Raw genomic sequence first — 25597 nt, 5'->3', positions numbered from 1 at the left:
CTCCCGTCATGCCGCGTATCGACACCGAACCCGTGGACACGGAGGTGGCCCGCGCCCTTCTGGCGGAGTACGTCGCCGCGCGCGCGGCATCGTTCCCGGGCAGGGCCTACACCCCCACCACGCCCGACCCCGCTGCGTTCACACCCCCGGCCGGGGTCTTCGTCCTGCTCCGCGATGGGGACCTCCCTGTGGGATGCGGCGGGATCCGTCGCCTCACCGCCGAGGACGCCGCCGTCCGCTACGAGGTCAAGCATCTCTTCCTCCGCCCCGAGACACGCGGACGCGGCTGGGGTCGCTTGCTCCTGGAGGAGCTCGAGCAGCGTGCCCGCTCCTTCGGAGCGACCGAACTCGTCCTCGATACGCACCACACCCTCGAGGCCGCCGCGGCGCTGTACGCCGCATCCGGCTTTCGCACCATTCCGCCTTACAACGACAATCCCAACGCGACGCGCTGGTACAGAAAGCCCCTCACCTGACCGCGAGTCCACCACTTCGCGTCGAATCCACCGCTTTCTGACGCTCGAAACGGGTGGATTCGGCGCGGATGGGTGGAGTCGGCGCCACATGACCGTCCGGGGCTCAGACGGGATGCGTCTCCGGGAGCCCCGTGCGCAACTCGACGGGCAGGTGCGCCAGGTCGTTGTGCGTCAGCAGCATCCACGGTCGGCCCTGCTTCTGGGCGATGACGGTGAGGCCGCAGTGCGCCTGGTTGAGTGTCATCCACTTCCACTCGGGCGCCTGGAGGATCTCGCGCACGAACCACGCGATGACGGCGTTGTGCGTGATGATCAGCTCGTGGACGTCGCCGCTCTTGCGGCGGAGGAACTCGCTCACGGCATCCGCCATCTGCGCTCGACCGGCATCGATCTCGGCGTCGGTGACGCCCCCGAAGAACGGTTCGAAGACCGTCGGAGTCTCCTCGGTCATGCCGGTCGGGACGCAGTCGAACAGCAATGCCGAGGGGGTCGGTTCGAGAGAGGGCATGCGTTCGGCGAAGGCCCGGGCCGTTTCGCTGGCGCGCTCGAGCGGGGAATGCCAGACGCTGTCGAACGGGACGCCGGACAGTCGGTCCGCAAGGGCCGCTGCCTGGCGGCGCCCGCGCGGAGACAGGGGGCCGTCGATCAGTCCGTGCTCGGCATCCTGGTGCTCGCCATGCCGCACGAGGTAGATGTAGTGCGTCACGTCACTCGCTCCATCGGGAAGTCTTCGGCGCCGCTGCGGGCGCTCATCCACCCTATGTCACCGCTCGCTCGACGGCGCCTGGCCTCCGGCGCGTCGGTCAGTCCGCGGCGCGGGCGATCTCGGCCAGCTGTGCACGACTCAGCCGCACACCGACTCCCTGCACCAGCTCCTCGACATGCTGAGGCGCGTATGCGTTGACGATCGGGGCGCTCACGAGCTTCTGCGCCAGCAACCATGCCACGGCCACCGCCGCGTCGGGGACCCCCAACTCGGCGCCGACGGCGTCGAGGGCGCGCAGCGTGCGTGTGCCGCGTCGATTGAGGCTCGCCGCCAGCTGGGCACCACGAACCGACAGGGCGCCTTTGGATCGCGTGCGATGGCGTCCCGCGAGGAAGCCGTGCTCGAGGGCGTGGGAGGGGGTGACGGCGAGCTGCTGCGCGCCCGCGATCAGACGGAGATCCTCATCGAACTCGTGGCGTCGCAGAATGTTGAACGGCACGTCGAGGACGTGCAGCCGGGGGAACCCCGCGGATGCGAGGATGCGTGCCTCGATGAGCTGGGTGGCGGTGTATCCGATCGCGCCGAGCGCTCGCGCCTTGCCGGTGTCGACGAGCCACTCCGCCGTGGCGAGGGTGTCTTCGAGCGCCGTGGCCGTGTCGGCGGTCGCGTCCAGGTAGATCAGATCGATCCGGTCGGTGCGCAGCCGCCCGAGCGAGGACTCCACGGCCCGCACCAGGTCGACCGGGCCGAGGCCGGGGTTGTCGGGGTGCCCCCCGATGCGCACGGCGAGGACCATTTCGTCGCGCATCCCGCGGGAGCGCATCCACTGCCCGATGATGTGCTCGCTGCGGCCGCCGGAGAAGCTGTCCGCGGTGTGCACGACGTTGCCGCCCAGTTCCGCGTACGTGTCGAGGATGCCGTGGCTGGACTCGAGGTCGACGTTCCATCCGAACTCGGAGCCGCCCAGGATGAGCGGGAAGATGTCCAGGCCCGTCTCACCCAACGGACTCCTCACGCCCGCTCCCACCCCGGGACCCTGAACCGGAATCGGGGCGGAGGGGTGGAGGCCGCGAGAGCCGTCGGCGTCTGGACGGGCGTACGCGGCGGCGCGTTCGGGACCTGTTCCGCGGACCGACATCTCACACCCCCTCGCGATGACGAGGCGGGCTTCCCGCCCCTCGCGCCCCCCAGCACGTGCTTCGAGCGTACGGCAGTGACGCGCGCACGCGTCGCCGCCAGGCGACGTGGCGGTGAACTGCGCATAACGCTTTCATCACGACACATGGCGAATGCCCGCCCCAACGGGACGGGCATTCGCGACGCGAAGCGCGGATCAGCCTTCGGCGGGCTCCTCCGGACCGGGGTTGGCCGCAGCACGACCTTCCTGGTCGGCGTCTTCGAGGACCGGCTCGAGCGACAGCTTGCCGCGGTCGTCGACCTTCGTGATGCGCACGAGCAGCTTCTGACCGACCGAGACCACGTCTTCGACGTTCTCGACCCGCTTGCCGCCGGCGAGCTTGCGCACTTCACTGACGTGCAGCAGGCCGTCCTTGCCGGGAAGCAGCGAGATGAACGCGCCGAAGGTGGCGATCTTCACGACCGTGCCCAGGAACTGGTCGCCCACCTCGGGGTTGGTCGGGTTGGCGATCGCGTTGACCTGCGCGCGTGCGGCCTCTGCCGAGGGGCCGTCGGTGGCGCCGATGTAGACGGTGCCGTCCTCCTCGATGGAGATCTGGGCCCCGGTCTCGTCCTGGATCGCGTTGATCGTCTTGCCCTTCGGGCCGATCAGCTCACCGATCTTGTCGACCGGGATCTGCACGCTGATGACACGAGGCGCGGTCGGTGCCATCTCGTCGGGCGCGTCGATGGCACTGTTGAGCACGTTGAGGATCGTCAGACGAGCATCCTTGGCCTGCGTCAGGGCCGCCGACAGGACCGACGACGGGATGCCGTCGAGCTTGGTGTCGAGCTGGATCGCGGTGACGAACTCGCTGGTACCGGCGACCTTGAAGTCCATGTCGCCGAGGGCGTCTTCGGCACCGAGGATGTCGGTCAGTGCGGCGTAACGCGTCTGACCGTCGACCTCATCCGAGACCAGGCCCATCGCGATACCGGCGACCGGTGCGCGCAGCGGCACACCGGCATTCAGCAGCGACAGCGTCGAGGCGCAGACCGATCCCATCGAGGTCGAACCGTTCGAGCCGAGGGCCTCGGAGACCTGACGGATCGCGTACGGGAACTCCTCACGGCTGGGAAGCACCGGCACGAGCGCGCGCTCGGCCAGGAAGCCGTGGCCGATCTCGCGACGCTTCGGGCTGCCCACACGCCCGGTCTCACCGGTCGAGTAGGGCGGGAAGTTGTAGTGGTGCATGTAACGCTTGCTCGTCGTGGGCGACAGCGAGTCGATCTGCTGCTCCATCTTGAGCATGTTCAGCGTCGTGACACCCATGATCTGGGTCTCACCGCGCTGGAAGATCGCCGAGCCGTGCACGCGGGGGATGACCTGGACCTCGGCGTCGAGCGGGCGGATGTCGGCCAGGCCACGACCGTCGATGCGCACGCCCTCGGTGAGGATGCGGCCACGCACGATGAGCTTGGTGACGGACTTGTAGGCGGCGGAGAACTCCAGCGGAGCGGCGGCGGGCAGCTCGCCCGCCTCGGTCGCTGCCAGCACCTCCGCCTTGACGCGATCCTTGATGGCGTCGTCGGCGTTCTGGCGCTCCTGCTTGTCGGCGATCTGGTACACCCCGACGAGGTCGTCGTAGGCGCGACCGGCGACGAAGTCGTAGACCTCGGACGTGTACGGCGGGAAGACCGGGTAGTCCTGGATCTCCTTCGCCGCGGTGCTCGCGACCTTGGTCTGCGCCTCCACGAGCTGCGTGATGAACGGCTTCGCCGCTTCCAGGCCCTCGGCCACGACCTCTTCGCTCGGCTTGACGGCGCCGCCCTTGATGAGGTTCCAGCTCTGCTCGGTGGCCTCGGCCTCGACCATCATGATGGCGACTTCACCGTCGGGCAGCACACGGCCCGCGACGATGAGATCGAACACCGCGTCGTCGAGCTGCTCGGCCTTGGGGAACGCGACCCACTGGTCGGCGTTGCCGGCCTGGCCGGGGATGAGTGCGAGGCGCACGCCGGCGATGGGGCCCGAGAAGGGCAGACCCGAGATCTGGGTCGACAGCGACGCGGCGTTGATGGCGAGAGCGTCGTAGAACTCGCCCGGCGCGATGGAGAGCACCGTGACGACGATCTGGACCTCGTTGCGCAGACCCGACACGAACGACGGGCGCAGCGGACGGTCGATCAGACGGCATACGAGGATCGCCTCGGTCGACGGGCGGCCCTCACGACGGAAGAACGATCCGGGGATCTTGCCGGCGGCGTAGGAGCGCTCCTCGACGTCGACGGTCAGCGGGAAGAAGTCGAAGCCTTCGCGCGGGTGCTTGCCCGCACTGGTGGCCGACAGCAGCATGGTCTCGTCATCCAGGTAGGCGGCGACCGAACCCTGCGCCTGCTGGGCGAGGCGGCCGGTCTCGAACCGGACGGTGCGGGTGCCGAAGCGGCCGTTGTCGAGGACGGCTTCGGCGGCGGTGATTTCAGGACCTTCCAAGAGGTCTCTCCTTCTTTGTTTAGACTCGCAGGCGCGTTTCGCCGGCGAGATCGTGCGAAGGAGCAGGAACAGGCAGATCTCAGCGCGCGGGGAACCGCGTGTTCGCCAGCACTGGTCACCAGTCGAAGATCACCGATCGCGGTGTCGCGTCGATCGGGAACCCACCACAGGGGACCAGCTTCCTGCCGGCCTGCTCCGTGAGCTCATATGAAATTGAGCGGGTGCCGCGAGGGCAACCTCGACGAGCCTACCAGCGGCGAGGCACTCGGCCTAGGAACGCCCGCAGAGCGCCAACGTGCGGCGGGCCGCGTCCACCAGCGCGGATCCATACGCGGGCCCGTGCCCGACGGCGTGGACGGCGAGGGGATGCAGCTGGTGGACGGCGATGCGCTGTACCCACCCCTCACGCAGGGGGTGGGTGAGGCGGTACCCCTCGACCACCTCCTCGAGGTGCGGGAACCCGAACAGCTCGAGCATCGCCAGATCGGTTTCGCGGTGTCCGCCGTGAGCGGCGGGGTCGATGAGGACGGCTCCGTCGGGCGCGAAGAGGACGTTGCCGTTCCACAGGTCCCCGTGCAGTCGGGCGGGTGGATCGTCGTCGTCGAACGCCCCCTCGGCGACGGCCTCGCACGCGCGTTCGACGACGGCCACGTCCCCGGCGGGCAGATTGCCGGCGTCGACGGCGGGCCGCAGGAAGACCTCGACGCGGTCACGGGCGTAGAAGACGCCCCACGTCGTCTCGGCCGCGACCGGCTGGGCGAGGCGTCCGATGTAGAGCGGTCCGTCCCAACCGTCCGGCGGCGCACCGAACGCGGCAGCACCGGCCGCGTGGGTGACGGCGAGCGCCCGGCCGAAGGCTCGCGCCGAGCCGCGGTCCGCCGTCCCGGGCGACACGCGCTCGACCCGGATGCGGGTCGCGGTGGCTTCGTGCACCCGCGCGATCCTCACTCCCCCGCGCGCGTGGGCCTCACCCAGCCACCGCAGTCCCGCGGCCTCCGCCTCGAAGAACCGCGGCGGCGCGTCCTCCCGCTCTTTGACGACGTCGCCCATGCCGCCATGGGATCACACCCGCATCCGCCTGTCCACCGAGGTCGGGGGCCGGCGGCTCAGCGGCGCGGCTCACGCACCCTCGTGTCCGTACCGCCCCGACCGATCTGAATCAGGCCGGTGTGCTTGGCGAGAACGCCGTCCCCCGCGGTGCGTCCGCGCACCCGACGCCAGATCCACGGAAGCGCGTCGCGCTGCAGCCACGTGCCGGTCAACACCGGATCGTTGTCGGCGTGGAGGGCCGCGTCGAGGCCGCCGAGCGTCTCGGCGTCGGGTACCCCGAGCGCGTCGGCGGCGCGATAAGCGACGAATCGGTGTCCGCGGCTGCGCAGGTGCACTTTGTCGGCGGCGTACATCTCGAGGTCTCCGATGGCCGGCAGCGCCTCCAGATCCAGAAGGAGGGCTCCGGTGTCGGCGGCGATCCTGCGCAGCTCGCTGTTGAAGGCGGCGAAGCGCTTGGCGAACAGCATGGCGGCGCGCCGACGCGGAAGGAAAGGCGTGACCAACAGCACATCGGCGCCGGATGCGCGCAGCGCGCGCACGGCGACCTCGACCTGGCGCGCCAGAACGACCGGATCCTCCCTCCCGCCGACGAGGTCGTTCGATCCCATGAGGATCGAGACGAGGTCGGGCCGCAGCGCGAGGGCCTGCGGCAGTTGCTCGTCGAGCAGATGGCGCACACGACGACTGCGTACCGCGAAGTTGGCGTAGTGGAAGGGGCTGTCACCCCCGCCCGCGTAGGCCAGGAGCTCCGCGAGACGGTCGGCCCACCCCCGGTACTCGCCTGCCGCCATGCGCGACGAGTCGCACAGTCCCTCCGTCAGCGAATCGCCGAGTGCGACGTACCGCTGCCAACGCGGCGCCCGTGGCGCCACCGACGGAGCCCACGGGCGCCTGGCCCCCCGGGCCAGGAGGCGGTCGTCGATCGCGCGCAGCCTCCGCGCCTCGGCGTAGTGGGATTCGAGCGTGGTCACCATCGCCTCCCACGACCGCTCGCGCACGGACTCGCGGGCGGCGGCGGCGAAGGCCTCCCGCTTGGCGGCGTCGCCGGTCAGATCCGCCACGCGGGACCGCAGATCCTCGAGATCGCCGGGACGATAGAGCCACCCGTCGATACTCGACCGCACGAGGTCGACGGGACCCCCGGTACCTGTGGCGACCACCGGAACCCCGCTGGCCAGTGCCTCCTGGATGGTCTGCCCGAAGGTCTCACTCTCGCCCGGGTGGACGAAGACGTCGAAACTCGCCAGCGCCTGCCCGAGGGCGGCTCCGGAAAGGTGCCCGGTGAACACCGCCTCGGGCATCGCGCGTTCGAGCGCGGGGCGGGAAGGGCCGTCGCCGACGATCACGACGCGCACGCCCGGCAGATCGTGGAGGACGCGGAGGTCTTCGACCTGCTTCTCCGGAGCGAGCCGACCGACATATCCGACGATGGTCTGCCCGGACGCGACGAGATCCCGCCACGCGTCGCTGCGCCGGTCGGGACGGAACATGGTCGTGTCGACCCCTCGCCCCCAGATGCGGATGCGGTCGACCCCGAGGTCTTCCAGCTGCGTGCGGGAGGAGGTCGAGGGCGCGAGATTCAGCGTGGCGCGGCGGTGCAGCCGGCCGATGTGGGCGGCCACCAACGAGGTGGCCTGCGGCACACCGTATTTGCGCGCGTAGGCGACCACGTCGGTCTGGTAGACCGCGACCGTCGGGATCTTCAGGGCGTCAGCCGCGGCGATGCCCTGCCAGCCGAGCACGAACGGCGAGGCGAGGTGGACGACATCCGGAGCGAACTCGCGCAGCAGTCCGGCCAGAGTCGCGGCGCGGGCGAAGACGACACGGACGTCCGGGTAGGAGGGAAGCGGGACCGAGCGCATCAGGGCGGTGCGCGCCCCGTGGAGGTCCGCGTCGACCTCGCCTGCCTTCGGCGCGATCACGAGCGTTTCGTGGCCGTGGTCGGAGAGGTGCCGGAGAACGTGGAGGACCGAACCGGTGACACCGTTCATGTGCGGGAGGAATGATTCCGCAAGGATCGCGACTCTCACGTGTCCAGAGTGAGGGTCATCGACCCGTCGCGCGCCGCGGCACGGGCCCTGTCGCCGACTGTTCACCCGATGCACCGCGCCAGGTCACCAGGCCGTCGGTGTTCGGTCGCCGTTCACCCGCGGCTGGTACTCCTCGGTCGTGCTCGACGACGTCTTGGTGCAGATCGCCGGAAGCCCGTGGGCGCTGCCCTTGCTGTTCCTGCTGGTCGCCGCCGATGCCTTTCTCGTCGTCGTCCCGGGCGAGGCTGCGGTCACCGCCCTCGGGGCACTTGCCGTCTCGGGCGGACGACCGCCCATCGTCGGCGTGATCGCCGTCGCCGCAGCCGCGGCCTTCGCGGGCGACGCCGCGATCTATGCGCTCGGTCGCTTTGCCGGGGTCGATCGCTGGCGGTGGATGCGCACGGCACGGGTGCGCGCGGCGCTGGATTGGGCGAACCGGCGGCTGGAGCGCAGCATGGCATCCATCGTGTTCACCGCCCGCTTCATCCCGTTCGCCAGGCTCGCCGTCGATCTGACCGCAGGCGCGACCCGGGTTCCCGCCGCACGCTTCCTCACCGTCGCCGGCATCGCCGCGACCGGTTGGGCTGCCTACCAGACCTTCATCGGGGCGGCAGTGGCGTTCCTGGTCCCGGGTGGTCCCGTGGTGGCGGTTGTCGTCTCGGTCGCCCTCGCCCTGGCCCTGGGGGCAGCGGTCGACCTCGTCCTGGCGGCGCGGCGGAGAGCGCGGCGCGGGGACGGGACCGCGTGAACTCAGTCGCGGGAGAGCCCGCCGAGGAGATCGTCGAACGAGCGTCCCCGACCGAGGTACGCCGCCGGGTCGAACGGGTCGATCCTGCTGACGACGGGTCGCGCTCCGATGGCGTCCGCGAATTCCGCCGCGGCGCGAGCGATCCGCTCCGACAGCGGGGAAGAACCGTCGTCGGCACCACCCCAGTCCGATGACGCGGCGAATACGCCGGTCGACACGGGCTGGGTGTGCAGGTACGCGAACAGTGGCCGGATCGCGTAGTCGATGGCCAGCGAGTGACGGACCGTTCCGGCGTTCGCGCCGATGAGCACCGGCTTGCCGGCCAGCGCGTCGGGGTCGAGGACATCGATGAACGACTTGAACAAGCCGGAGTAGCTCGTGGAGAAGATCGGGGTCACCGCGATGAGCGCGTCAGCCGACACGACGGCGTTCACCATCGTCTCGAGCTTGGGCGGGGCGAAACCGGTCAGCAGGTTGTCGGTGATCTCATGCGCGTGATCGCGCAGTTCGAACGTGTCGACCTCGGCCGGCATCCCCCGCTCGCCGAGCCGCTCGAGGGTGGCATGGGCGAGTCGGTCGGCCAGGATGCGGGTAGAGGACGGGTGGGACAGGCCCGCCGAGACGACGGCCACACGACGCGGAGAGGAGTCGACCACCTCACACCCCCAGACCCGCGGCGGCCACGCCGAACGAGGCACCCGATGCGACGGGCCCGTCCCGGTACGGGGCGGGGCCGGAGAGGTTGTCGCCGCGGTTCGCACGCGGTCGCGCCTGCCGCCCGCCGCCGGCCGCCGCGACGCGTGCCGCGTGTGTCGGGGCATCCGGCACCTCGGACGGACGGTCCCTCGCCAGTTCTCGCCGCAGCACCGGGACGACCTCGCCTCCGAGTATGTCGAGCTGCTCCAACACGGTCTTCAGCGGCAGCCCCGCGTGGTCCATGAGGAACAGCTGCCGCTGGTAGTCGCCATAGTGTTCGCGCATGCCCGCGTAGCGGTCGATGACCTGCTGCGGCGACCCCACGGTCAACGGGGTCATGTCGCTGAAGTCCTCGAGGGACGGCCCGTGACCGTACACGGGCGCATTGTCGAAGTAGGGGCGGAACTCCCGCACCGCGTCCTGCGAGTTCGCTCGCATGAAGACCTGACCTCCCAGCCCGACGATCGCCTGTTCCGGCGTGCCGTGACCGTAGTGCGCGTAGCGCTGCCGGTAGAGGCCGATCAGACGCTGATAATGCTCTTTCGGCCAGAAGATGTTGTTGGCGAAGAACCCGTCGCCGTAGAAGGCGGCCTGTTCCGCGATCTCCGGGGTCCGGATCGAGCCGTGCCAGACGAACGGGGCCACGCCGTCGAGCGGGCGCGGCGTCGAGGTGAATCCCTGCAGGGGGGTCCGGAAGTTCCCTTCCCAGTCGACGACGTCTTCGCGCCACAGCTTGTGCAGCAGTGCGTAGTTCTCGATCGCGAGCGGCAGGCCCTGTCGGATGTCTTTGCCGAACCACGGATACACCGGGCCGGTGTTCCCTCGTCCCAGCATGACGTCCACGCGGCCGCGGGCGACGTGCTGGAGCATCGCGAAGTCCTCCGCGATCTTCACCGGGTCGTTCGTGGTGATCAGCGTGGTCGCGGTCGACAGCACGAGTCGTTCGGTCTGCGCGGCGATGTAGGCCAGCGCCGTCGTGGGCGACGACGACCAGAAGGGCGGATTATGGTGCTCGCCGAGCGCGAACACATCCAGACCCACGTCCTCGGCATGGCGCGCGATGGTGAGCGTGTCCTGGATGCGCTCGGCTTCGCTCGGGGTGCGCCCGGTGGTGGGGTTTTCCGTGATGTCGCTCACCGTGAAGATGCCGAACTGCATTCCCGCCCAGATCGTGTCGTCCACGATGTCTCCGATCCTCGATGCGTACACGCATCCGATTTATGCAAACGAATGTACCTTGTGGAACGCGGTGCGCTCCAGGGTATTCCCGGGAGTAAGGTGTCCTTCTCGATATGAGCGACTCGACATCATCACCCCCGGCCGCGACCGGCTCCGTCCGCACGTCCACGGGCAAACGCCGCGTGCCGTTCTGGGACAATGCGCGCTTCGCCTGCATCGTGTTGGTGGTGCTCGGTCATGCCATCCAGCGCCTGACCTACGACTCGGACATCGCGCTGGGACTGTATCTGCTCGTCTACGCCTTCCACATGCCCGCGTTCGCTCTCATCTCCGGCTACTTCTCGAAGTCCGACCCACCGGGTCGCCGCCAGATGGTGCGGGTGGTCACCGACATCGTGCTCCCCTACCTCGTCTTCGAGGGACTCTGGACGATCACCAAGCTCATCGTGGAGGGACAGGCGGACCCGAACATCACCCAGCCGTCGTGGACGCTGTGGTTCCTTCTCGCGCTCGCGATCTTCCGACTGGTGCTGCCCTACCTGGCCCTGCTGCGGTGGCCGCTTCTGTGGACCCTGCTGATCAGCATCGGAGCGGGATACCTTCCGAACATCGACTCGACGTTCTCGCTGTCGCGCACGCTCGGCCTGCTGCCGTTCTTCACCCTGGGGTGGTGGATCCACGAACACGACCTCGTCGAGCGCTTCGCCCTGCTGCGTCCGCGATGGTGGGTCACCGCCCTCTCCCTGGCGGCCTTCGTCGCGGCCGGCTGGGCCGCATGGTTCTTCCTCGACTTCTGGCAGGCGATGGAGCTGCGCCAATGGCTGTTCTACGACGACGACTACGCCACGATCGGCGAGCGGGGGTGGTGGGCCGGCGGCGTGCGCCTTCTGCTCATGGTGGTCGCACTCACCCTGAGTGTCGCCTTCTTCAGCATCGTCCCGCGCGAGAAGCACTGGTGGACACACTTCGGCCAGTACACGATGTATGTCTACCTGTTGCACTCGTTCGTGCTGTACCCGTTCCGCGAATCAGGTGTCCTGCGCGGCCTGGACCCAACGTGGCTGTGGCTCCCCCTCGTGATCGTCGCCTCGGTGCTGATCTCGCTCGGCCTGGCCACACGGCCCGTGCGACAGGTGTTCCGCCCCCTGGTGGAGCCGCGGCCGACCTGGCTGTTCACCGACCCGTCTCTGTCCGCGGTCGGGCGCCGCAACGATCCGACGGGGTCTCATCGCACTCACGACGGCGCCTGAGACGGCGCAGCGAGCATGACGAAGGGCCGCCCACACCGTGGACGGCCCTTCGAGAAGACGATTGAACGCGGTGGCGTTATCGGCGAAGACCCAGTCGGCCGATGAGCGCACGGTAGCGCTCGATGTCGACGTCCTGGAGGTAGCCGAGCAGGCGACGGCGCTGACCCACGAGCAGGAACAGGCCACGACGCGAGTGGTGGTCGTGCTTGTGTCCCTTGAGGTGCTCGGTCAGGTCGGTGATGCGCTGCGTCATGAGCGCCACCTGCACCTCGGGGGATCCGGTGTCACCGGGGTGCGTTGCGTACTCTTCGATGATCGCCTTCTTGACGTCTGCTTCCAGTGCCATAAAGTGATCCCCTCTCTGCTTGTTGCGCGGTGCCCGACGCCCGATGCGTGAGCTCTCTTTATCCGCGGCCGATCCAACGGCAACCGCAATAGTCTACCAGCGTTCACCGACCCGGCACGACGCCGTCGCGGATCCGACATCGTCCGGCGGATTTCGGACTCCGTACCGCCCCGACCATGCCTCCGGCACCCCCGCGGGATAGATTGCGTCCGTGACCGCGCCCCCTCCGCCGAGCAACGCCAGGACTCCCGCTCCGGACGGGCGCGCCATCCCCGCCCAGTTCGCCCTCACAGGGATCGCGTGGGGTGCGAGCTTCCTCTTCATCGCCATCGGGCTCACGGGACTCACGCCCGCACAGGTGGTGTGGTCGCGACTGGTCTTCGGCGCCCTCGCGCTCGCTGCGATCGTGGCGGTTCGCCGGGAGCGCCTTCCGCGCGACCCGCGCGTGTGGGGCCACCTCTCGGTGATAGCCGTGACCTTCTGCGTCGCGCCGTACCTTCTCTTCGCCTGGGCGCAGCAACACGTGCCCTCCGGGCTCGCGAGCATCTTCAACGCGACCACTCCGATCATGACGGCGATCATGGCGTGGCTGGTCTTCCGCGTCGAGAAGCTCGACGCCGGCCAGCTCACGGGCATCGGCGTCGGCGTGGCGGGCGTCGCACTCATCATCGGCCCGGGTGCCGGTGCCGACATGACGGACAGTGTGATCGCCCACCTCGCGCTTCTCGGCGCGACTGCCTGCTACGGCTTCAGCCTCGCGTACATGCGACGCTTCCTCGGCGACACCGGCATGAGCGGTCTCGCCCTGGCCGCGGGCTTCGTGGGGATCGGCGCACTGCTGATGCTGGCCTCATCGCCGTGGACGTTCCAGACACCGCCGATGTGGTCGCCGGAGGTCGTGGCGAGCATGATCGCCCTCGGCTCGATCGGCACCGGGCTGGCGTACGTCTGGAATCAGAACACCCTGCGCGCGTGGGGCCCTACCCGCGCCTCGACGGTCACCTACATCACACCCGTCATCGGCGTGCTTCTGGGTATCGCCATCCTCGGAGAACGGCTGTCGTGGAACGAGCCGGTCGGAGCGGGGATCGTCTTCGTGGGCATCCTGCTGGTACAGAGACGCCTGCGTCTTGGGTCGCGCATCCGCGCGTGACGACGCGGCGGTGCAGGCGGAATGCTCCGCACCCCGCCGCGCCGTCAGACCATCGACGATCAGTCCTGCTGGAGCGCGCCCTGCAGGTCGAGGGTGATCGTGACGTCCTTGCCGACGAGCACACCACCGGTCTCGAGCGCGGCATTCCAGGTCAGCCCGAACGCCTCACGGTCGATGACGGTCTTGGCGGTGGCGCCGGCCTTGTAGGTGCCCCAGGGGTCGGTACCGAACCCACCGAATTCGACCTCGAACGAGACCGGCTTGGTGACGCCGCGAATGGTCAGATCGCCGTCGACGACGAAGTCGCCGCCGTCGTAGCGCACGCCGGTGGAGACGAAGTCGATGGTCGGGTAGGTCTCGACGTCGAAGAAGTCGGCCGATCGCAGGTGGTTGTCGCGCCCCTCATCACCGGTGTCGATCGAGGCGACGTCGACGGTCGCGGTCAGCGATGTGGCGAGCGGGTTCTCCGGAGCGCTGATCGTGGCGCTCTTGACCCCGAAGGAGCCGCGCACCTTGGAGATCATCATGTGTCGCACCGAGAAGGTCACCTCGCTGTGGGAGGGGTCGAGCACCCAGGTGCCCGCCTTGTAGCCCGGAACCTCGATCGTGGTCGTATCGGTCATCGTCATCCTTCGTGTCGTGTGGGTAGCCGTCGTGGCAACGGTTCACCGGGGTCCAACACGGAGCGACGATATCTATTCCCGTGAATGCAAAGAAGGCGGATGCACACGCATCCGCCTTCATTTCCGAGGGGTGGTCAGCCGACCTGGACCAGGTCGATGATGAAGATGAGGGTCTTGCCGCCGAGGAAGTGCCCACCGGCCGGTCCGTAGGCGAGGTGCGGCGGGATGACCAGCTCGCGTCGCCCTCCCGCCTTCATGCCCGGGATGCCGTCCTGCCAGCCCTGGATGAGCCCGCGGAGCGGGAACTGGATCGTCTCGCCGCGATTCCACGACGAGTCGAACTCCTCACCGGACTCGTACTCGACGCCCACGTAATGGACGGTGACGGTGTCGCCGGGCTTCGCCTCATCGCCGTCCCCGACGATGATGTCGCGGACGACGAGCTCGGCGGGAGCGGGGCCCTGGGGGGCATCGATCTCGGGCTTGGTGCGGTCTGCAGTCATGACTCCATCCAAACACGCGTCACCGCTCCGACATATGCCGGTGGGGTGCCGAGTCGTCCCCGGCGAGTGGGGGACTCCGACCCTTGACACCCCGTGCGGACGGGTGCATGCTGATGCCACGACCAACTCAGCGCTCGGGAGACACGCAGGCATCGCCGCGGCACCGGGCGCTGAGTCTGTGTGTGGCCTCGCCTCTCTCGGCACGCGCGCGGGGCGGATCAGGGGGCGAACATCGCCGCCCGCGCGGCGGTCGTCCGTTGCAGGAGCACCTGTTCGTCCTGCGCCGCGTGCGGGTCGCGCCCACTGATCGCCCGCTGCCGCGCGGCGGCGAGCGCCGTCGCGTCCGCGATGAATCCCCGCATCAGATCGGTCCGGTCGCCGCGCAGGGAGCTCGCCCAATCGAGCGCAGCCTTGCGCCCTCTACCGGTGGCGAGCATGTCCACCTCCTGCTCGGTGAACCACCCGGCCTCGGCATACTCGGCCAGCCGCGTCCGCGTGAGCCTCGCCTCCTCGCGACGCAGGGCGATGAGTCCGAGGATGAACAGGACGAACAGTGGCACCTGCAGCGTCAGATAGAGCGCGAAGAAGTCGCCGAACACCGCAGAACCGTTCCAGAACGCGTGGAGCACGATGGCTCCCGCCATCCCGAGAAGCCACGGCCCGAGCGCGGAGCCTGCCCGGGCGCCACGTCGAGCGGCCAGCCCCAGCGCGAAGCCGGTCACGCTCGTGAACATGACGTGCGCGAACGGCGAGAGGATGCCGCGGACGAAGAAGGTGGCCGTCGTGTCGGCCGCACCGCCCTCGATGAAGCTGAGCGCGAAGTACTGGATGTTCTCGGTGAAGGCGAAGCCCGCCCCCACCAGCGCACCGTAGACGATGCCATCGACCGGTCCGTCGAAGGCGCGCCTGGCGCTGAGGAAGATGATGTACACGCCGAGACCCTTGGCGATCTCTTCGACGATCGGTGCCTGCAGGACCGGAGAGACGACATCGGCGACGAAAGCGGAATCGGGCCCGAACGCCCAGAGCAGCAACAGGTCGAAGCCGAGGGTCATTCCGATCGCGACGAACGCCCCCCAGGCCAACGCCGCGACGACCAGCCCGACGGGCTCAGGCTCCCAGCGGTCGATGAGACGGACCGCCATGAGCACGACCGCGAGGGGCACGAGCGCGAGGATCATACCGATGAGTGAAGCCGCAGGGCCGATCGCGTTGAGGAAGTAGCCGACGACGGCGACGGCCACGAGCACGACGATGCCCAGCACCCACAGCGGCGCGGAGCGCCCCGCCCGCGCGACCGAAGGCGATCGCTGCGGAAACGGGTGGGCTGGCGCTTCCGGCCGCGGGATCACCGCCCCGGGGGCCACATCGGGTTGCTCGAACGGCGAGTGGAAGGGCGGCGGGGTCAGCGAGGGCCGCGACGGCTCGGACGACGGCGCAGGATGCGTCATACGATCAGCCTACGGGCGCGCTCGCGCGCGGACGCGGCGATAATCTTGGGATCATGCGCTTCGCTCACGTCTTCACCCCCGGGGCGCTGGAGCCCCGACTCGTTGCGGCCGTCGACGACGACGCCGTCGACGTCGAGGCCCTCTTCGACGGCGCGCCGCGCGTGCTCGAAGACCTCATCGCCGGCGGCGACGAGCTGCTCGCGCGAGTGCGCCGCGCGGTCGACGCGCACCGAGGCCCGCGTCGGCCTCTCGCCGGGCTCACCTTCGCCCCCGCCGTCCTGACACCGCCCGTGATCCTCGCCATCGGACTGAACTACGCGGCGCACTCGAGCGAGCTGGGGTTGAAGACGGACTCGACACCCACCGTGTTCGTGTTGTGGCCGAATTCCCTCGACGCGCACGGGGGCACGACGAGCTGGCCCCGCTCACTGAGCGAGTCGGTGGACTACGAGGCCGAGCTCGGGGTGGTCATCGGCACGCCCGCCAAGGATGTCTCCGCCGACGACGCGCTCTCGCACGTGTGGGGCTACACGGTCGTGAACGACATCACCGCTCGCGACATCCAGTACTCCGAGGCGCAGTGGTCACGATGCAAATCGTTCGACGGCTTCACCCCGGTCGGACCGTTCGTGGTGACCGCCGACGAGGTGCCCGATCCGCAGAGCCTGCACATCTGGACACGGCTGGACGGCCACCTGCTGCAGGACGGTTCGACCGCGCAGATGGTCCGTCCCGTCTCGACCCTCATCTCCCACCTGTCGCGGTCGGTCACCCTGCTCCCCGGGACCCTCATCTCCACCGGGAGCCCGGGGGGCGCAGGCTATTCGCGCGACCCACAGGTCTTCCTGCGCGACCGGTCGACGGTCACGGTGGGTGTCGACGGTATCGGCGAGCTGACCACCCACTGTCGGATCCTCGACTGACCGGCGCCGGCCCGGTCCGTGTTGGCGGACCGGGCCGGTGCGTCAGCGGGCTCAGCCGCAGGTGATGACGGTGCCGTCCGTGAGCTCCCAGACCCCCGGGCCGAGCTCCGCGCACGCGGCCAGGACGGGTCCGAGCGCGGCGATGAGCACCACGCCGATGATGATGCCGATCACCATGAACACCGAGCTGATGATGATCGCCGCGACGGCGAAACCGTTCTTCGCGCCGGCCTTCCGGCTCTGCACGAGCGCCACGATGCCCAGGATGAGGGCGACGAGCTGGATGAAGAACGCCAGGACCAGCGCCACGATGCCCAGGGTCTTGCCAGGGGTGGGTCCGGCCTGCTCGGGGACCGGGTATCCGCCCGGCGCGGGGTAGCCGCCCTGATGGGCCGGCGGCGGGTAGGCCGCCTGCCCGGAACCGGTCGAAGCCGACGGGTCCGACGGTGTCGCCGGAGGAACGTTCGCCGGCGGCGGATACGCGCCCGGCGGGTTCGGCTCGGTGCTCTGCGGCACCGGCGGCGGGTAGGCGCTCGGCGGGGACGGCTGCGCCGAGGCGGAGTCGCCGGATGCGGGGGGCACGGGGTTCTGCGGATCTGACACGGTCTTCCTCCCTCGTGGGCCGCTCGGGCGCGGCACCGTCGTTCGGAACGCTATCGGTCCCACGCGCCGACCGGCAATGGGACCGGCGCGCGACCGCGTGCAAGGGGCGTCAGTCGTCGCGTCTCCGATCCGCCGGCGCGACGACGTTCTCGGCGGGCTGGGCGATCGGAATCGCCGTCGTGATCGCTTCCAGACCGGACAACCGCGCGGGCGAGAGCTGCTTGGCGACCTCCTCGCGCGTCATCAGTCCGGCCTCGACGACGAGGTCCGCGATGTTGCGTCCGGTCAGCAGCGCGGTCTTGGCCAGCGCCGCGGATGCGGCGTAACCGATGAACGGCGTGAGCGCGGTCACGACGCCGACCGAGGCCCCCACCATGGCACCGAGGCGCTCGGTGTTGGCGGTGATCCCGTCGATGCAGTTCACGCGCAGGGTGTGCATGCCGCGGCGCATCCAGGTGATGGATTGGAAGATCGAATGGGCGATGATCGGCTCGAAGGCGTTCAGCTGCAGCTGCCCACTCTCGACAGCCATCGTCACCGTGGTGTCGGCGCCGGCGACGGCATACGCCACCTGGTTGACGACCTCCGGGATCACCGGGTTGACCTTCCCCGGCATGATGCTCGACCCGGCCTGCCGGGGCGGGAGGTTGATCTCACCGAGACCCGCCTGCGGACCTGAGGACAGCAGGCGAAGGTCGTTGCAGATCTTCGAGAGCTTGATGGCGTTGCGCTTGAGGGACGATGAGAACGACATGAACGACCCGGTGTCACTGGTCGACTCGACCAGATCCGTCGCCAGTTCGAGGTCGAGGCCGGTGATCTCGCGCAGGTGACGGAGCACCGCCGGCGAATAGCCCGGATGCGTGGTGATGCCGGTCCCGATCGCGGTGGCGCCCATGTTGATCTCGAAGAGCAGATACGCGTTCTCGGTGAGGCGCTTGTGGTCCTCCCCGAGAGTGGTGGCGAACCCGTGGAACTCCTGTCCGAGCGTCATGGGAACGGCATCCTGCAGCTGCGTGCGCCCGACCTTCAGGATGTCGTGGAACTCCGTCGCTTTGTCGAGGAAGGACCGTCGGAGCAGGTCGAGCTCCTCCAGAAGACTGCGCAGATCAAGGCTCAGACCGATCTTCACCGCCGTCGGATACACGTCGTTGGTGGACTGCGACCGGTTCGTGTGGTCGATCGGAGAAAGGAAGCCGTAGTCGCCCTTGTCGCGCCCCGCGATCTCGAGCGCGATGTTGGTGATGACCTCGTTGGCGTTCATGTTCGTCGAGGTGCCGGCACCTCCCTGGACGACACCGACGACGAACTGGTCGTGGAAGTCACCGTCGATGACTCGCTGGGCCGCACGGTCGATGAGGTCGGCCCGCTCGGCGTTCAGCACTCCGATCTCGCGATTGGCCCGCGCCGAGGCCTGTTTGACCATCGCGAGCGCGATCACCAGATCCTTATAGACCGAGATCGGGCGTTTCGAGATCGGGAAGTTCTCCATCGCCCGCGCCGTGTGGATACCCCAGTAGGCGTCGGCGGGGATCTCGAGGGACCCCAGCGAATCGGTTTCGGTGCGGGTGCGCGTCGTCGCGTCCTGGGCCATGGAACATCCTTGTGGGTCGGCACGGCAGAGTGGAACGAGCCCGAGCCTACTCGCGGCCCCGAGGCCGTTCCCTGTACATCCGGGCGCGTCGAGGCCCATTCGGTGTACCGGTGGGACCGTCACCGCTTGCGGGAGAAGGCCTCCAAGCGGCCCTCGGGCGTGAGTGCCGCCATGCGATCGACCCATTCCTGAGAGAAGTACTCCCCCGACGGGGCTTCGGCGACCGGGACCACCGAGTGGGTGACCGTGTCGTCGTAGACGTGGGTGAGGTGGAACGACTGCCCCGCGTCCATCCCGTTGACCTCCGCAGGAGGACGGGAGATGTCCATCGTGTAGCACGTGGCCGCCGCGACGCTGACCGGCACCCCGGCGAAGGTGCCCGATGTCGAGTAGTGCAGATGCCCGGCGAGGATGCCCCGAACATCCGTCCCGGCGATGACGTCGGCCAGCGCCGGCTGGTCACGGAGCTCGAGGATGTCGAAGACGGGAAGATGCGACGGCAACGGCGGGTGGTGCAGGGCCAGAAGGGTGCCCAGCGGAGCCGGTTCGGCCAGCACGTCGGCCAGCCACGCGAGCTGGCGTGCGTCGAGCGCGCCGTGATGCCACCCGGGGACGCTCGAGTCGAGGGCGACGATCCGCAGCCCCTCGATGTCGTGCACCGAGACGATCGGCTCCTCCGTGGGTGCGAGATCGAGAAGGTGCTGCCGCATCGGACCGCGCTCATCGTGGTTGCCGGCCACCCAGATGATGGGGGCGTCCAGCGCGTGGGCGAGCGGTTCGACGGCGTCGCGCAGCGCGCGATAGGCCTCCGGCTCCCCGAGGTCGGTGAGATCGCCCGTGAAGACCAGGGCGTCAGGCTGCGCACCCATACGCTCCACGCGCCGCAGCGTCGCCGCCAGATTGGCGGCGGTGTCGTAGGTTCCCACGAGCGGGGCGTTCCCGGCAAGGAGGTGCGTGTCGCTGAGGTGGAGAATCGTGCGCTGGGCGGGTGCGTGCTGACCGAACTGCACGGATGCGGCGACCATGCCCTTCAGCCTAGGGCAGGCCACCGACGGTCTACCGTGGAGGGGTGACCGACAACCTCGAGCCGCCCCTCCCCCGCGCCGCATCACGTCCCGTCATCCGCCGTCACCACGGCGACGACGTCGAGGACCGATACGAGTGGTTGCGCGACAAGGACGACGCCGAGGTGATCGCCCACCTCGAGCGCGAGAACGCGTACGCGGACGCTCGCACGGCACACCTCGAGGGGCAACGGCAGCGGATCTTCGACGAGATCAAGGCGCGCACCCTCGAGACCGACCTCTCCGTCCCCACCCGACGCGGCGATTGGTGGTACTACGGCCGCACTCTCGAGGGCCGACAGTATGGCATCCAGTGTCGTGCCCCGCTGGCCGACCCCGACGACTGGACCCCACCCGAGCTCAGCCCCGACGTGGCGGTGCCGGGCGAGCAGGTGCTGCTCGACGGGAACGTCGAGGCGGAGGGCCACGATTTCTTCTCCCTGGGCAGCTTCGAGGTCACCTCCGACGGCACGCGCATGCTGTACGGCGTCGACGTCGCCGGAGACGAGCGCTACACGATCCGGGTGCGCGACATCGCCACCGGCGAGCTGCTGCCCGATGAGATCCCCGACACCTTCGCCGGCGCGAGCTTCTCCCCCGACGGGCGCTACATCGTGTACACCACCGTCGATGACGCCTGGCGCCCGGACACGGTGTGGCTGCATGAGTTGGGTACGCCGGTTTCCGAGGATCGTAAGCTCCACCACGAGAGCGACGAGCGCTACTGGGTCGGTGCGGGCTTCACCCGGAGCGAGCGCTACCTGGTCATCGAAGCCGGTTCGTCCATCACCTCGGAGCAGTGGACCCTGCCCGCCGACGACCTCGGAGCCGAGCCGCGCGTGGTGTGGCCGCGCGCGGAGGGCGTCGAATACGACCTCTCCCACGCGGTCGTCGACGGCGCGGACGTGTTCTACATCCTCCACAATCAGGACGCGCTCGACTTCGAGCTGGTTCGCGTCGACGCAGCAGAGCCCGCAGGCCCCCGCGAGGTCGTCATCCCCCACGAGCCGGGGACGCGCCTGCTGGGTCTGTCGACCTTCCGGGACTGGGGCGTCGTCGGGTATCGCCGTGAGGGCCTCGCACGACTGGGGATGCTCGACTACGTTTCGCACGACATAGCGGAGATCACCTTCGACGAACCGCTGTATTCCGCCGGCGCCGGCGGGAACGCCGAGTGGGCTCCCCCGGTGCTGCGACTCGGGTACGGCTCGTTCGTCACGCCGGGCACGGTCTACGACTACGACGTGGCACGCGACGAGCTTCTGCTGCGCAAGCGTCAGCCCGTTCTGGGCGACTACGATCCGGCCGACTACGGCCAGGCACGGGTCTGGGCCACCGCGGACGACGGAACGCAGGTTCCGCTTTCCCTGGTGTGGAAGCGGTCTTTCGGCGACCTCGGCGCGACTCCCCGCCCCATCCACCTGTATGGCTACGGATCCTACGAGCACTCCATCGAGCCCGGGTTCTCCATCGCACGGTTGAGCGAGCTCGACCGAGGCGTGGTGTTCGCCGTCGCCCACGTCCGCGGCGGCGGCGAGATGGGCCGGCAGTGGTACGAGGACGGCAAGCTCCTCGCCAAGCGCAACTCGTTCACCGACTTCGTCGCCTGCGCTCGCCATCTGGTCGACGCGGGCTACACGACGCCCGAGCAGATGGTGGCCGAGGGCGGGTCGGCCGGAGGCCTGCTGATGGGCGCCGTCGCCAACCTCGCCCCGGAACTGTTCGCGGGCATCCTGGCCGCGGTCCCCTTCGTCGATGCCCTCACCACGATCCTGGACCCGAGCCTGCCGCTCACCGTCATCGAATGGGACGAATGGGGCGACCCGCTGCACGACGCCGAGGTGTACGCGTACATGAAGTCCTACAGCCCGTACGAGAACGTGCGCGAGAACGTGCGATACCCGCGGATCCTGGCCGTGACGTCCCTCAACGACACGCGCGTTCTGTACGTCGAGCCCGCCAAGTGGATCGCGCGCCTGCGCGAAGTCGGAGCTGATGCGCTGCTGAAGTGCGAGATGGTCGCCGGGCACGGCGGGGTGAGCGGCCGTTACAACTCCTGGAAGGAGCGGGCGTACGAGCTTGCCTGGCTCTTCGACACGCTCGGCGTCGCCGACGCCGACTGATCGCCGACATCGCCCGTCCGCCGAACCATGTCCCACTTTCTGCTCTTCTGAGCCGCTGCAAGAGCGGATAGTGGGACACGCATCGTCCGTTCCCCGAAGCATGTCCCACTTTATGCGCCCACGGGGACGTCAGGGCAGCAGATTGTGGGACATGGTTCGGGGAGGTCGCCAGCCGGCATCGACGAGGGCCGCGACCACCATGCGCAGGGCAGGGATCCCGCGACCCCGCACGTGATGGTCCAGGCACCGGACGTGACGCCAGCCCGCGCGGCGTATCGCCTCCCACCGATCGGCGTCGCGCGCGAACTGCGCAGCATCCTCGGCATGCACGCGTCCGTCGTACTCGGGCGCGACTTTCCAGCGCGGAAAGGCGAGATCCAACTCGGCGACGAAGCTGCCGCCCTCATCCCGCAGGGTCCAGTTGATCTCGGGCTCCGGCAGCCCCTCGCGCACGAGCAGCAGCCGCAGTCGCGTCTCGCGGGGCGATCGGACACCGTCGCGCGCTTCCTCGAGCGCGCGACCGAGAAGCCCGCCACGAACGTCACCCATGATGTCGACCTCCTCCCAGAGCGCCCTGCGGGAAGCGCCCCGCGCGGGGTCGAATGAGAGCGTGTCGGCCGCGGCAATGAGGTCGTCGAGGGACCAGAGCGTGCCGCACTGACGCCACGCCCGAGCCGGATCCTCGACGGGAAGACCGTCCGGCGTCCTTCGCACCGCCGTCTCACGCGCCTGGAGACGATGTCCGATCACGCCCACCGTGCGCGGCTCGCGACGTGGCCGGTGGGTCGAGACGTGGACCCGAGGCCGATAGGGCCACCCGGGCAGCGCGAATCCGTACAGCGCAAGCGCGGTCTCGTGACTGAAGAACTGATGCTCGGCGACGCGCGGCGCGTATGCACGACAGAGGTCCCGGATCTCGGAGAGAGGCGTCGATGCACTCCGGGTGCGCACACCGTGGAAGGGACGGCCAAGGTCTCGTCCGCGGAGCCGACCGGCGCTGACGCCGAGGTCATCCGCCGACGCCACGCTGAACGCGGCCGGAAGGGCGACAGGGAGGGGCGAGTGACGCTGCATCCTCCGAACCTCGCTCAGAGCGAGGAGAACCTCTCGCCGAGCGCGGCGACCTCGGGACAGGTCGCCGCGCCCGGCCCGTGTGGAGGAGAGGTCATGTCCCAATACCTGTCCGCGTCGCGCCGTATGCAGACAGAAAGTGGGACATGCCCGAAAGGTGCGGGCGCGCACCGGTGGGGATGCACACCGGTGGGGATGCGGGTCAGCCGAAGAGAGCGGCGGCCTCTTCGTAACGCGACGCCGGCACGGTGTTCAGTTCGCCCAGCGCCTCGGCGAACGGGACACGGACGATGTCGGTACCGCGCATCGCGACCATCTGGCCCCATGCCTCGTCCACGACGGCATCGGCCGCGTGCAGCCCGAGACGGGTGGCGAGCACCCGGTCGAAGCCGGATGGCGACCCACCCCGCTGGATGTGGCCGAGCACCGTCGCGCGGGTCTCGACGCCGGTGATCCGCTCGATCTCGGGAGCCAGGATCTCGCCGATCCCGCCCAGGCGCGGACGGTTGAACGCGTCGAGGCCCTTGTCGCTGAACGCCTCGTCCATGTCTTTGAGCTTGAACCCCTCCGACACGACGACCAGTGGGGCGCGACCGCGCGCGTGGGCGCTGGTGACCTGCTCGCAGATCTCATCCATCGACATCGGCACCTCGGGGATGCAGATCACATGCGCGCCCGCCGCCATCCCGGCGTGCAAAGCGATCCACCCGACGTGGCGCCCCATCACCTCGGCGACCATGCAGCGCTGGTGCGAGTCACCGGTGGTGCGGAGGCGATCCATCGCGTCGGTGGCGATGTTGACGGCGGTGTCGAATCCGAAGGAGTAATCGGTCGCACGAAGATCGTTGTCGATGGTCTTGGGGACCCCGAGCACGTTGATGCCGTCTTTCGACAGGCGGTCGGCCGCCGCCAGCGTCCCCTCACCACCGATGGCGATGATGCCGTCGATCCGGTGCCCGTACATGGTCTTCGCGATGTTCTCCGCGCCGCCGCGGGGTCCCTCGTACGGGTTCGTGCGACTCGTGCCGAGGATGGTGCCGCCGACCTTGGACAGACCCTTGACCTCGTGCCGCGTCAACGGGAAGAAGTCGCCGTCGACCACACCGCGCCATCCGTCACGGATGCCGACGAACTCGAGATCGTAGGTCGTGGTGCCTTTGAGTACGACACCGCGGATGACGGCGTTCAGGCCTGGGCAGTCGCCGCCGCTGGTCAGGATTCCGATCTTCATGCTGTGGTCCTCAATGGTCGGGATGATGCGGGGGCGACGTTGCCTCACCCGACATTAGTGGCCGAAGCCGCGTCCTGCCACACCGTGGTGTCAGACCCGACGCCAGTTGTTCGTATCCACATCCCGCCATCGTTCGGATGCGCCGTCCACGGAAACAGGCACAAACCAGTAGGTCGAATCCGGAGCCCACCCTGCGACAATCGTGGCAAGGTCGTCACCGACGTCGATGAGCTGCGTCGCGGCGGTGAGGTAGCCCGCGACGGTCAGGTGCACGCCGTCGTACTTTCGGGCCACGGCGGCCCAGTCCGGCTGCACCCACGCGCCGTCGCGCCCCGTCACGCGGAACCACTCATGCCGCCGAGAAGCGGTGACCGACAACGGGTGCTGACGGCAGAGCTCGACCCACGCCTGGACGCCGTCGATCTCGTACACGCGGTGCGACGGAGCGGCGACCGGGATGATCGTCGCGCTCTCCCACCCCAGCGAGTCCTCGACGTGCCAGAGTTCGGATGCTCCGCCACCCGCGAGCGACCGCGTCGTATGCACGAGCCGATATGGAGGTGTCGACCACCATGTGCCACCCCACATTGCCGTTGGATCGCGCGGGCGCTCGCGTTCGGCGTGAGCCTCCTCCTCGAGCGCCTCGCGGCGCCACTCGGCGAGCAGCACCCGCGGATCACCGGGGGCGAAAGGATGATCGTCCCATTGCACGACCCATTGGTCCTTGGCAGCGATCGGCGACTCCCACCATGACACCCACGGCGTCGCAGCGACTGCATCGGCGACTCGCGCGAGCACCGAGCGCATCTCGGGCCTCGCGGCGAGCATGTCGCCGCCATCGAGCTCCTGCCAGTACCGCGCGAGCGAGACGGAGTCGGCGAGCGCGCGCCGTACCTCCAGCTCGTCGAGGTCGGGCACCGAGACCTCGGAGAGGACGCGCGCGGCGTGTGCGGGACCGGCATCGGGAATGACGTACCGGTCGACGTCGCCGATCAGCGTTCCGGGCGCAGGATCGAGTCGGCGGATCACCCACCAGACCGTGGATGCGGTATCCCTCGCCTCGTCAGTGTCGGACGCGTCAAGCGCGGACATCGCAACCTGGAGGCACAGCCGCCGGCCCCGGGGACCGTCGAGAAGCATGTCGGGGTCGAGGGACATGACTCGACC

23 protein-coding genes are annotated in these 25597 nt (G+C 69.0%); 6 read left to right on the top strand and 17 right to left on the bottom strand.

Translation table 11 applies throughout. The features are described from left to right. Positions 1-8 precede the first annotated feature (8 nt). A complete protein-coding gene (locus RZO50_RS09705) occupies positions 9-476 on the top strand; it encodes a GNAT family N-acetyltransferase (protein ID WP_322599504.1) in 468 nt (155 codons plus the stop codon). A 103-nt stretch (positions 477-579) separates the two neighbouring features. Here RZO50_RS09705 and RZO50_RS09700 read toward each other — a convergent pair whose 3' ends face one another. The 5 genes from RZO50_RS09700 to RZO50_RS09680 all read right to left on the bottom strand — a co-directional run bounded on the left by RZO50_RS09700 (position 580) and on the right by RZO50_RS09680 (position 7872). After that, the gene (locus RZO50_RS09700) at positions 580-1182 is read right to left on the bottom strand and encodes a histidine phosphatase family protein (RefSeq protein ID WP_322599503.1); all 603 of its coding nucleotides are present in this window, start codon (positions 1180-1182) and stop codon (positions 580-582) included. 97 nt (positions 1183-1279) lie between these two features. Next, the gene (locus RZO50_RS09695) at positions 1280-2197 is read right to left on the bottom strand and encodes an aldo/keto reductase (RefSeq protein ID WP_322599502.1); all 918 of its coding nucleotides are present in this window, start codon (positions 2195-2197) and stop codon (positions 1280-1282) included. A gap of 318 nt (positions 2198-2515) precedes the next feature. Next, on the bottom strand, positions 2516-4792 hold the full coding sequence (locus tag RZO50_RS09690; protein WP_322599501.1) for a polyribonucleotide nucleotidyltransferase: 2277 nt from the start codon (positions 4790-4792) through the stop codon (positions 2516-2518). 270 nt (positions 4793-5062) lie between these two features. Beyond that, positions 5063-5842, bottom strand: a complete 780-nt coding sequence (locus RZO50_RS09685) for a fructosamine kinase family protein (protein ID WP_322599500.1) — start codon at positions 5840-5842, stop codon at positions 5063-5065. A gap of 56 nt (positions 5843-5898) precedes the next feature. Next, positions 5899-7872 carry a glycosyltransferase gene (locus RZO50_RS09680; RefSeq protein ID WP_322599499.1) on the bottom strand — a complete coding sequence of 658 codons (1974 nt, stop codon included), beginning with the start codon at positions 7870-7872 and terminating at the stop codon, positions 5899-5901. A 139-nt stretch (positions 7873-8011) separates the two neighbouring features. Here RZO50_RS09680 and RZO50_RS09675 point away from each other — a divergent pair, with 139 nt between their 5' ends. Then, positions 8012-8620 (top strand): DedA family protein, encoded by a 609-nt coding sequence (locus RZO50_RS09675; protein ID WP_322599498.1) that lies wholly within the window; start codon positions 8012-8014, stop codon positions 8618-8620. Positions 8621-8622: 2 nt separating this feature from the next. Here the strand turns inward: RZO50_RS09675 and RZO50_RS09670 are convergent, their stop codons facing one another. Beyond that, positions 8623-9276 carry a CE1759 family FMN reductase gene (locus tag RZO50_RS09670; RefSeq protein WP_322599497.1) on the bottom strand — a complete coding sequence of 218 codons (654 nt, stop codon included), beginning with the start codon at positions 9274-9276 and terminating at the stop codon, positions 8623-8625. Between the two features lies 1 nt (position 9277). Further along, a complete protein-coding gene (locus RZO50_RS09665) occupies positions 9278-10474 on the bottom strand; it encodes an LLM class flavin-dependent oxidoreductase (RefSeq protein ID WP_322599588.1) in 1197 nt (398 codons plus the stop codon). A gap of 134 nt (positions 10475-10608) precedes the next feature. On the opposite strand from RZO50_RS09665, the gene RZO50_RS09660 reads away from it, so the two are divergent. Next, a complete protein-coding gene (locus RZO50_RS09660; RefSeq protein ID WP_322599496.1) occupies positions 10609-11745 on the top strand; it encodes an acyltransferase family protein in 1137 nt (378 codons plus the stop codon). A gap of 76 nt (positions 11746-11821) precedes the next feature. Here the strand turns inward: RZO50_RS09660 and rpsO are convergent, their stop codons facing one another. After that, the gene (gene rpsO, locus RZO50_RS09655) at positions 11822-12091 is read right to left on the bottom strand and encodes a 30S ribosomal protein S15 (RefSeq protein ID WP_322599495.1); all 270 of its coding nucleotides are present in this window, start codon (positions 12089-12091) and stop codon (positions 11822-11824) included. Between the two features lie 211 nt (positions 12092-12302). Here rpsO and RZO50_RS09650 point away from each other — a divergent pair, with 211 nt between their 5' ends. Next, a complete protein-coding gene (locus RZO50_RS09650; protein ID WP_322599494.1) occupies positions 12303-13244 on the top strand; it encodes a DMT family transporter in 942 nt (313 codons plus the stop codon). 59 nt (positions 13245-13303) lie between these two features. Here the strand turns inward: RZO50_RS09650 and RZO50_RS09645 are convergent, their stop codons facing one another. The 3 genes from RZO50_RS09645 to RZO50_RS09635 form a co-directional block, all read right to left on the bottom strand. Further along, positions 13304-13867, bottom strand: a complete 564-nt coding sequence (locus tag RZO50_RS09645; RefSeq protein ID WP_322599493.1) for a YceI family protein — start codon at positions 13865-13867, stop codon at positions 13304-13306. A gap of 134 nt (positions 13868-14001) precedes the next feature. Next, complete coding sequence (locus RZO50_RS09640; protein WP_322599492.1) at positions 14002-14370, bottom strand: FKBP-type peptidyl-prolyl cis-trans isomerase; 369 nt, start codon at positions 14368-14370, stop codon at positions 14002-14004. Positions 14371-14588: 218 nt separating this feature from the next. Continuing rightward, entirely contained in the window at positions 14589-15821 is a 1233-nt protein-coding gene (locus RZO50_RS09635; RefSeq protein ID WP_322599491.1) for a PrsW family intramembrane metalloprotease, read from the bottom strand. Between the two features lie 53 nt (positions 15822-15874). Here RZO50_RS09635 and RZO50_RS09630 point away from each other — a divergent pair, with 53 nt between their 5' ends. Beyond that, positions 15875-16744 (top strand): fumarylacetoacetate hydrolase family protein, encoded by an 870-nt coding sequence (locus RZO50_RS09630; protein ID WP_322599490.1) that lies wholly within the window; start codon positions 15875-15877, stop codon positions 16742-16744. Between the two features lie 51 nt (positions 16745-16795). On the opposite strand, the gene RZO50_RS09625 is transcribed toward RZO50_RS09630, so the two are convergent. The 3 genes from RZO50_RS09625 to RZO50_RS09615 form a co-directional block, all read right to left on the bottom strand. Continuing rightward, the gene (locus RZO50_RS09625) at positions 16796-17347 is read right to left on the bottom strand and encodes a DUF4190 domain-containing protein (protein WP_322599489.1); all 552 of its coding nucleotides are present in this window, start codon (positions 17345-17347) and stop codon (positions 16796-16798) included. Between the two features lie 109 nt (positions 17348-17456). Continuing rightward, complete coding sequence (locus tag RZO50_RS09620) at positions 17457-18941, bottom strand: aspartate ammonia-lyase (RefSeq protein WP_322599488.1); 1485 nt, start codon at positions 18939-18941, stop codon at positions 17457-17459. Between the two features lie 119 nt (positions 18942-19060). Then, positions 19061-19966 carry a phosphodiesterase gene (locus RZO50_RS09615; protein ID WP_322599487.1) on the bottom strand — a complete coding sequence of 302 codons (906 nt, stop codon included), beginning with the start codon at positions 19964-19966 and terminating at the stop codon, positions 19061-19063. Between the two features lie 44 nt (positions 19967-20010). On the opposite strand from RZO50_RS09615, the gene RZO50_RS09610 reads away from it, so the two are divergent. Next, positions 20011-22128, top strand: a complete 2118-nt coding sequence (locus RZO50_RS09610) for a S9 family peptidase (protein WP_322599486.1) — start codon at positions 20011-20013, stop codon at positions 22126-22128. 129 nt (positions 22129-22257) lie between these two features. Here the strand turns inward: RZO50_RS09610 and RZO50_RS09605 are convergent, their stop codons facing one another. The 3 genes from RZO50_RS09605 to RZO50_RS09595 all read right to left on the bottom strand — a co-directional run bounded on the left by RZO50_RS09605 (position 22258) and on the right by RZO50_RS09595 (position 25588). Further along, complete coding sequence (locus RZO50_RS09605; RefSeq protein WP_322599485.1) at positions 22258-23202, bottom strand: hypothetical protein; 945 nt, start codon at positions 23200-23202, stop codon at positions 22258-22260. A gap of 199 nt (positions 23203-23401) precedes the next feature. Beyond that, on the bottom strand, positions 23402-24430 hold the full coding sequence (locus RZO50_RS09600) for a 6-phosphofructokinase (protein WP_322599484.1): 1029 nt from the start codon (positions 24428-24430) through the stop codon (positions 23402-23404). A 90-nt stretch (positions 24431-24520) separates the two neighbouring features. Continuing rightward, positions 24521-25588 carry a hypothetical protein gene (locus RZO50_RS09595; RefSeq protein WP_322599483.1) on the bottom strand — a complete coding sequence of 356 codons (1068 nt, stop codon included), beginning with the start codon at positions 25586-25588 and terminating at the stop codon, positions 24521-24523. Between the last annotated feature and the right edge of the window lie 9 nt (positions 25589-25597).

Source organism: Microbacterium xanthum (genome assembly GCF_034531355.1).
GTDB lineage: Bacteria > Actinomycetota > Actinomycetes > Actinomycetales > Microbacteriaceae > Microbacterium > Microbacterium xanthum.
This window is presented reverse-complemented; position numbering and strand designations above follow the sequence as displayed.

Coding starts and splice junctions, on each gene's coding strand:
- RZO50_RS09600 (WP_322599484.1), bottom strand. CDS start 24,430: ATGAAGATCGGAATCCTGACCAGCGGCGGCGACTGCCCAGGCCTGAAC.
- RZO50_RS09645 (WP_322599493.1), bottom strand. CDS start 13,867: ATGACCGATACGACCACGATCGAGGTTCCGGGCTACAAGGCGGGCACC.
- RZO50_RS09705 (WP_322599504.1), top strand. CDS start 9: ATGCCGCGTATCGACACCGAACCCGTGGACACGGAGGTGGCCCGCGCC.
- RZO50_RS09620 (WP_322599488.1), bottom strand. CDS start 18,941: ATGGCCCAGGACGCGACGACGCGCACCCGCACCGAAACCGATTCGCTG.
- rpsO (WP_322599495.1), bottom strand. CDS start 12,091: ATGGCACTGGAAGCAGACGTCAAGAAGGCGATCATCGAAGAGTACGCA.
- RZO50_RS09615 (WP_322599487.1), bottom strand. CDS start 19,966: ATGGTCGCCGCATCCGTGCAGTTCGGTCAGCACGCACCCGCCCAGCGC.
- RZO50_RS09640 (WP_322599492.1), bottom strand. CDS start 14,370: ATGACTGCAGACCGCACCAAGCCCGAGATCGATGCCCCCCAGGGCCCC.
- RZO50_RS09635 (WP_322599491.1), bottom strand. CDS start 15,821: ATGACGCATCCTGCGCCGTCGTCCGAGCCGTCGCGGCCCTCGCTGACC.
- RZO50_RS09595 (WP_322599483.1), bottom strand. CDS start 25,588: ATGTCCCTCGACCCCGACATGCTTCTCGACGGTCCCCGGGGCCGGCGG.
- RZO50_RS09685 (WP_322599500.1), bottom strand. CDS start 5,842: ATGGGCGACGTCGTCAAAGAGCGGGAGGACGCGCCGCCGCGGTTCTTC.
- RZO50_RS09605 (WP_322599485.1), bottom strand. CDS start 23,202: ATGCAGCGTCACTCGCCCCTCCCTGTCGCCCTTCCGGCCGCGTTCAGC.
- RZO50_RS09630 (WP_322599490.1), top strand. CDS start 15,875: ATGCGCTTCGCTCACGTCTTCACCCCCGGGGCGCTGGAGCCCCGACTC.
- RZO50_RS09660 (WP_322599496.1), top strand. CDS start 10,609: ATGAGCGACTCGACATCATCACCCCCGGCCGCGACCGGCTCCGTCCGC.
- RZO50_RS09665 (WP_322599588.1), bottom strand. CDS start 10,474: ATGCAGTTCGGCATCTTCACGGTGAGCGACATCACGGAAAACCCCACC.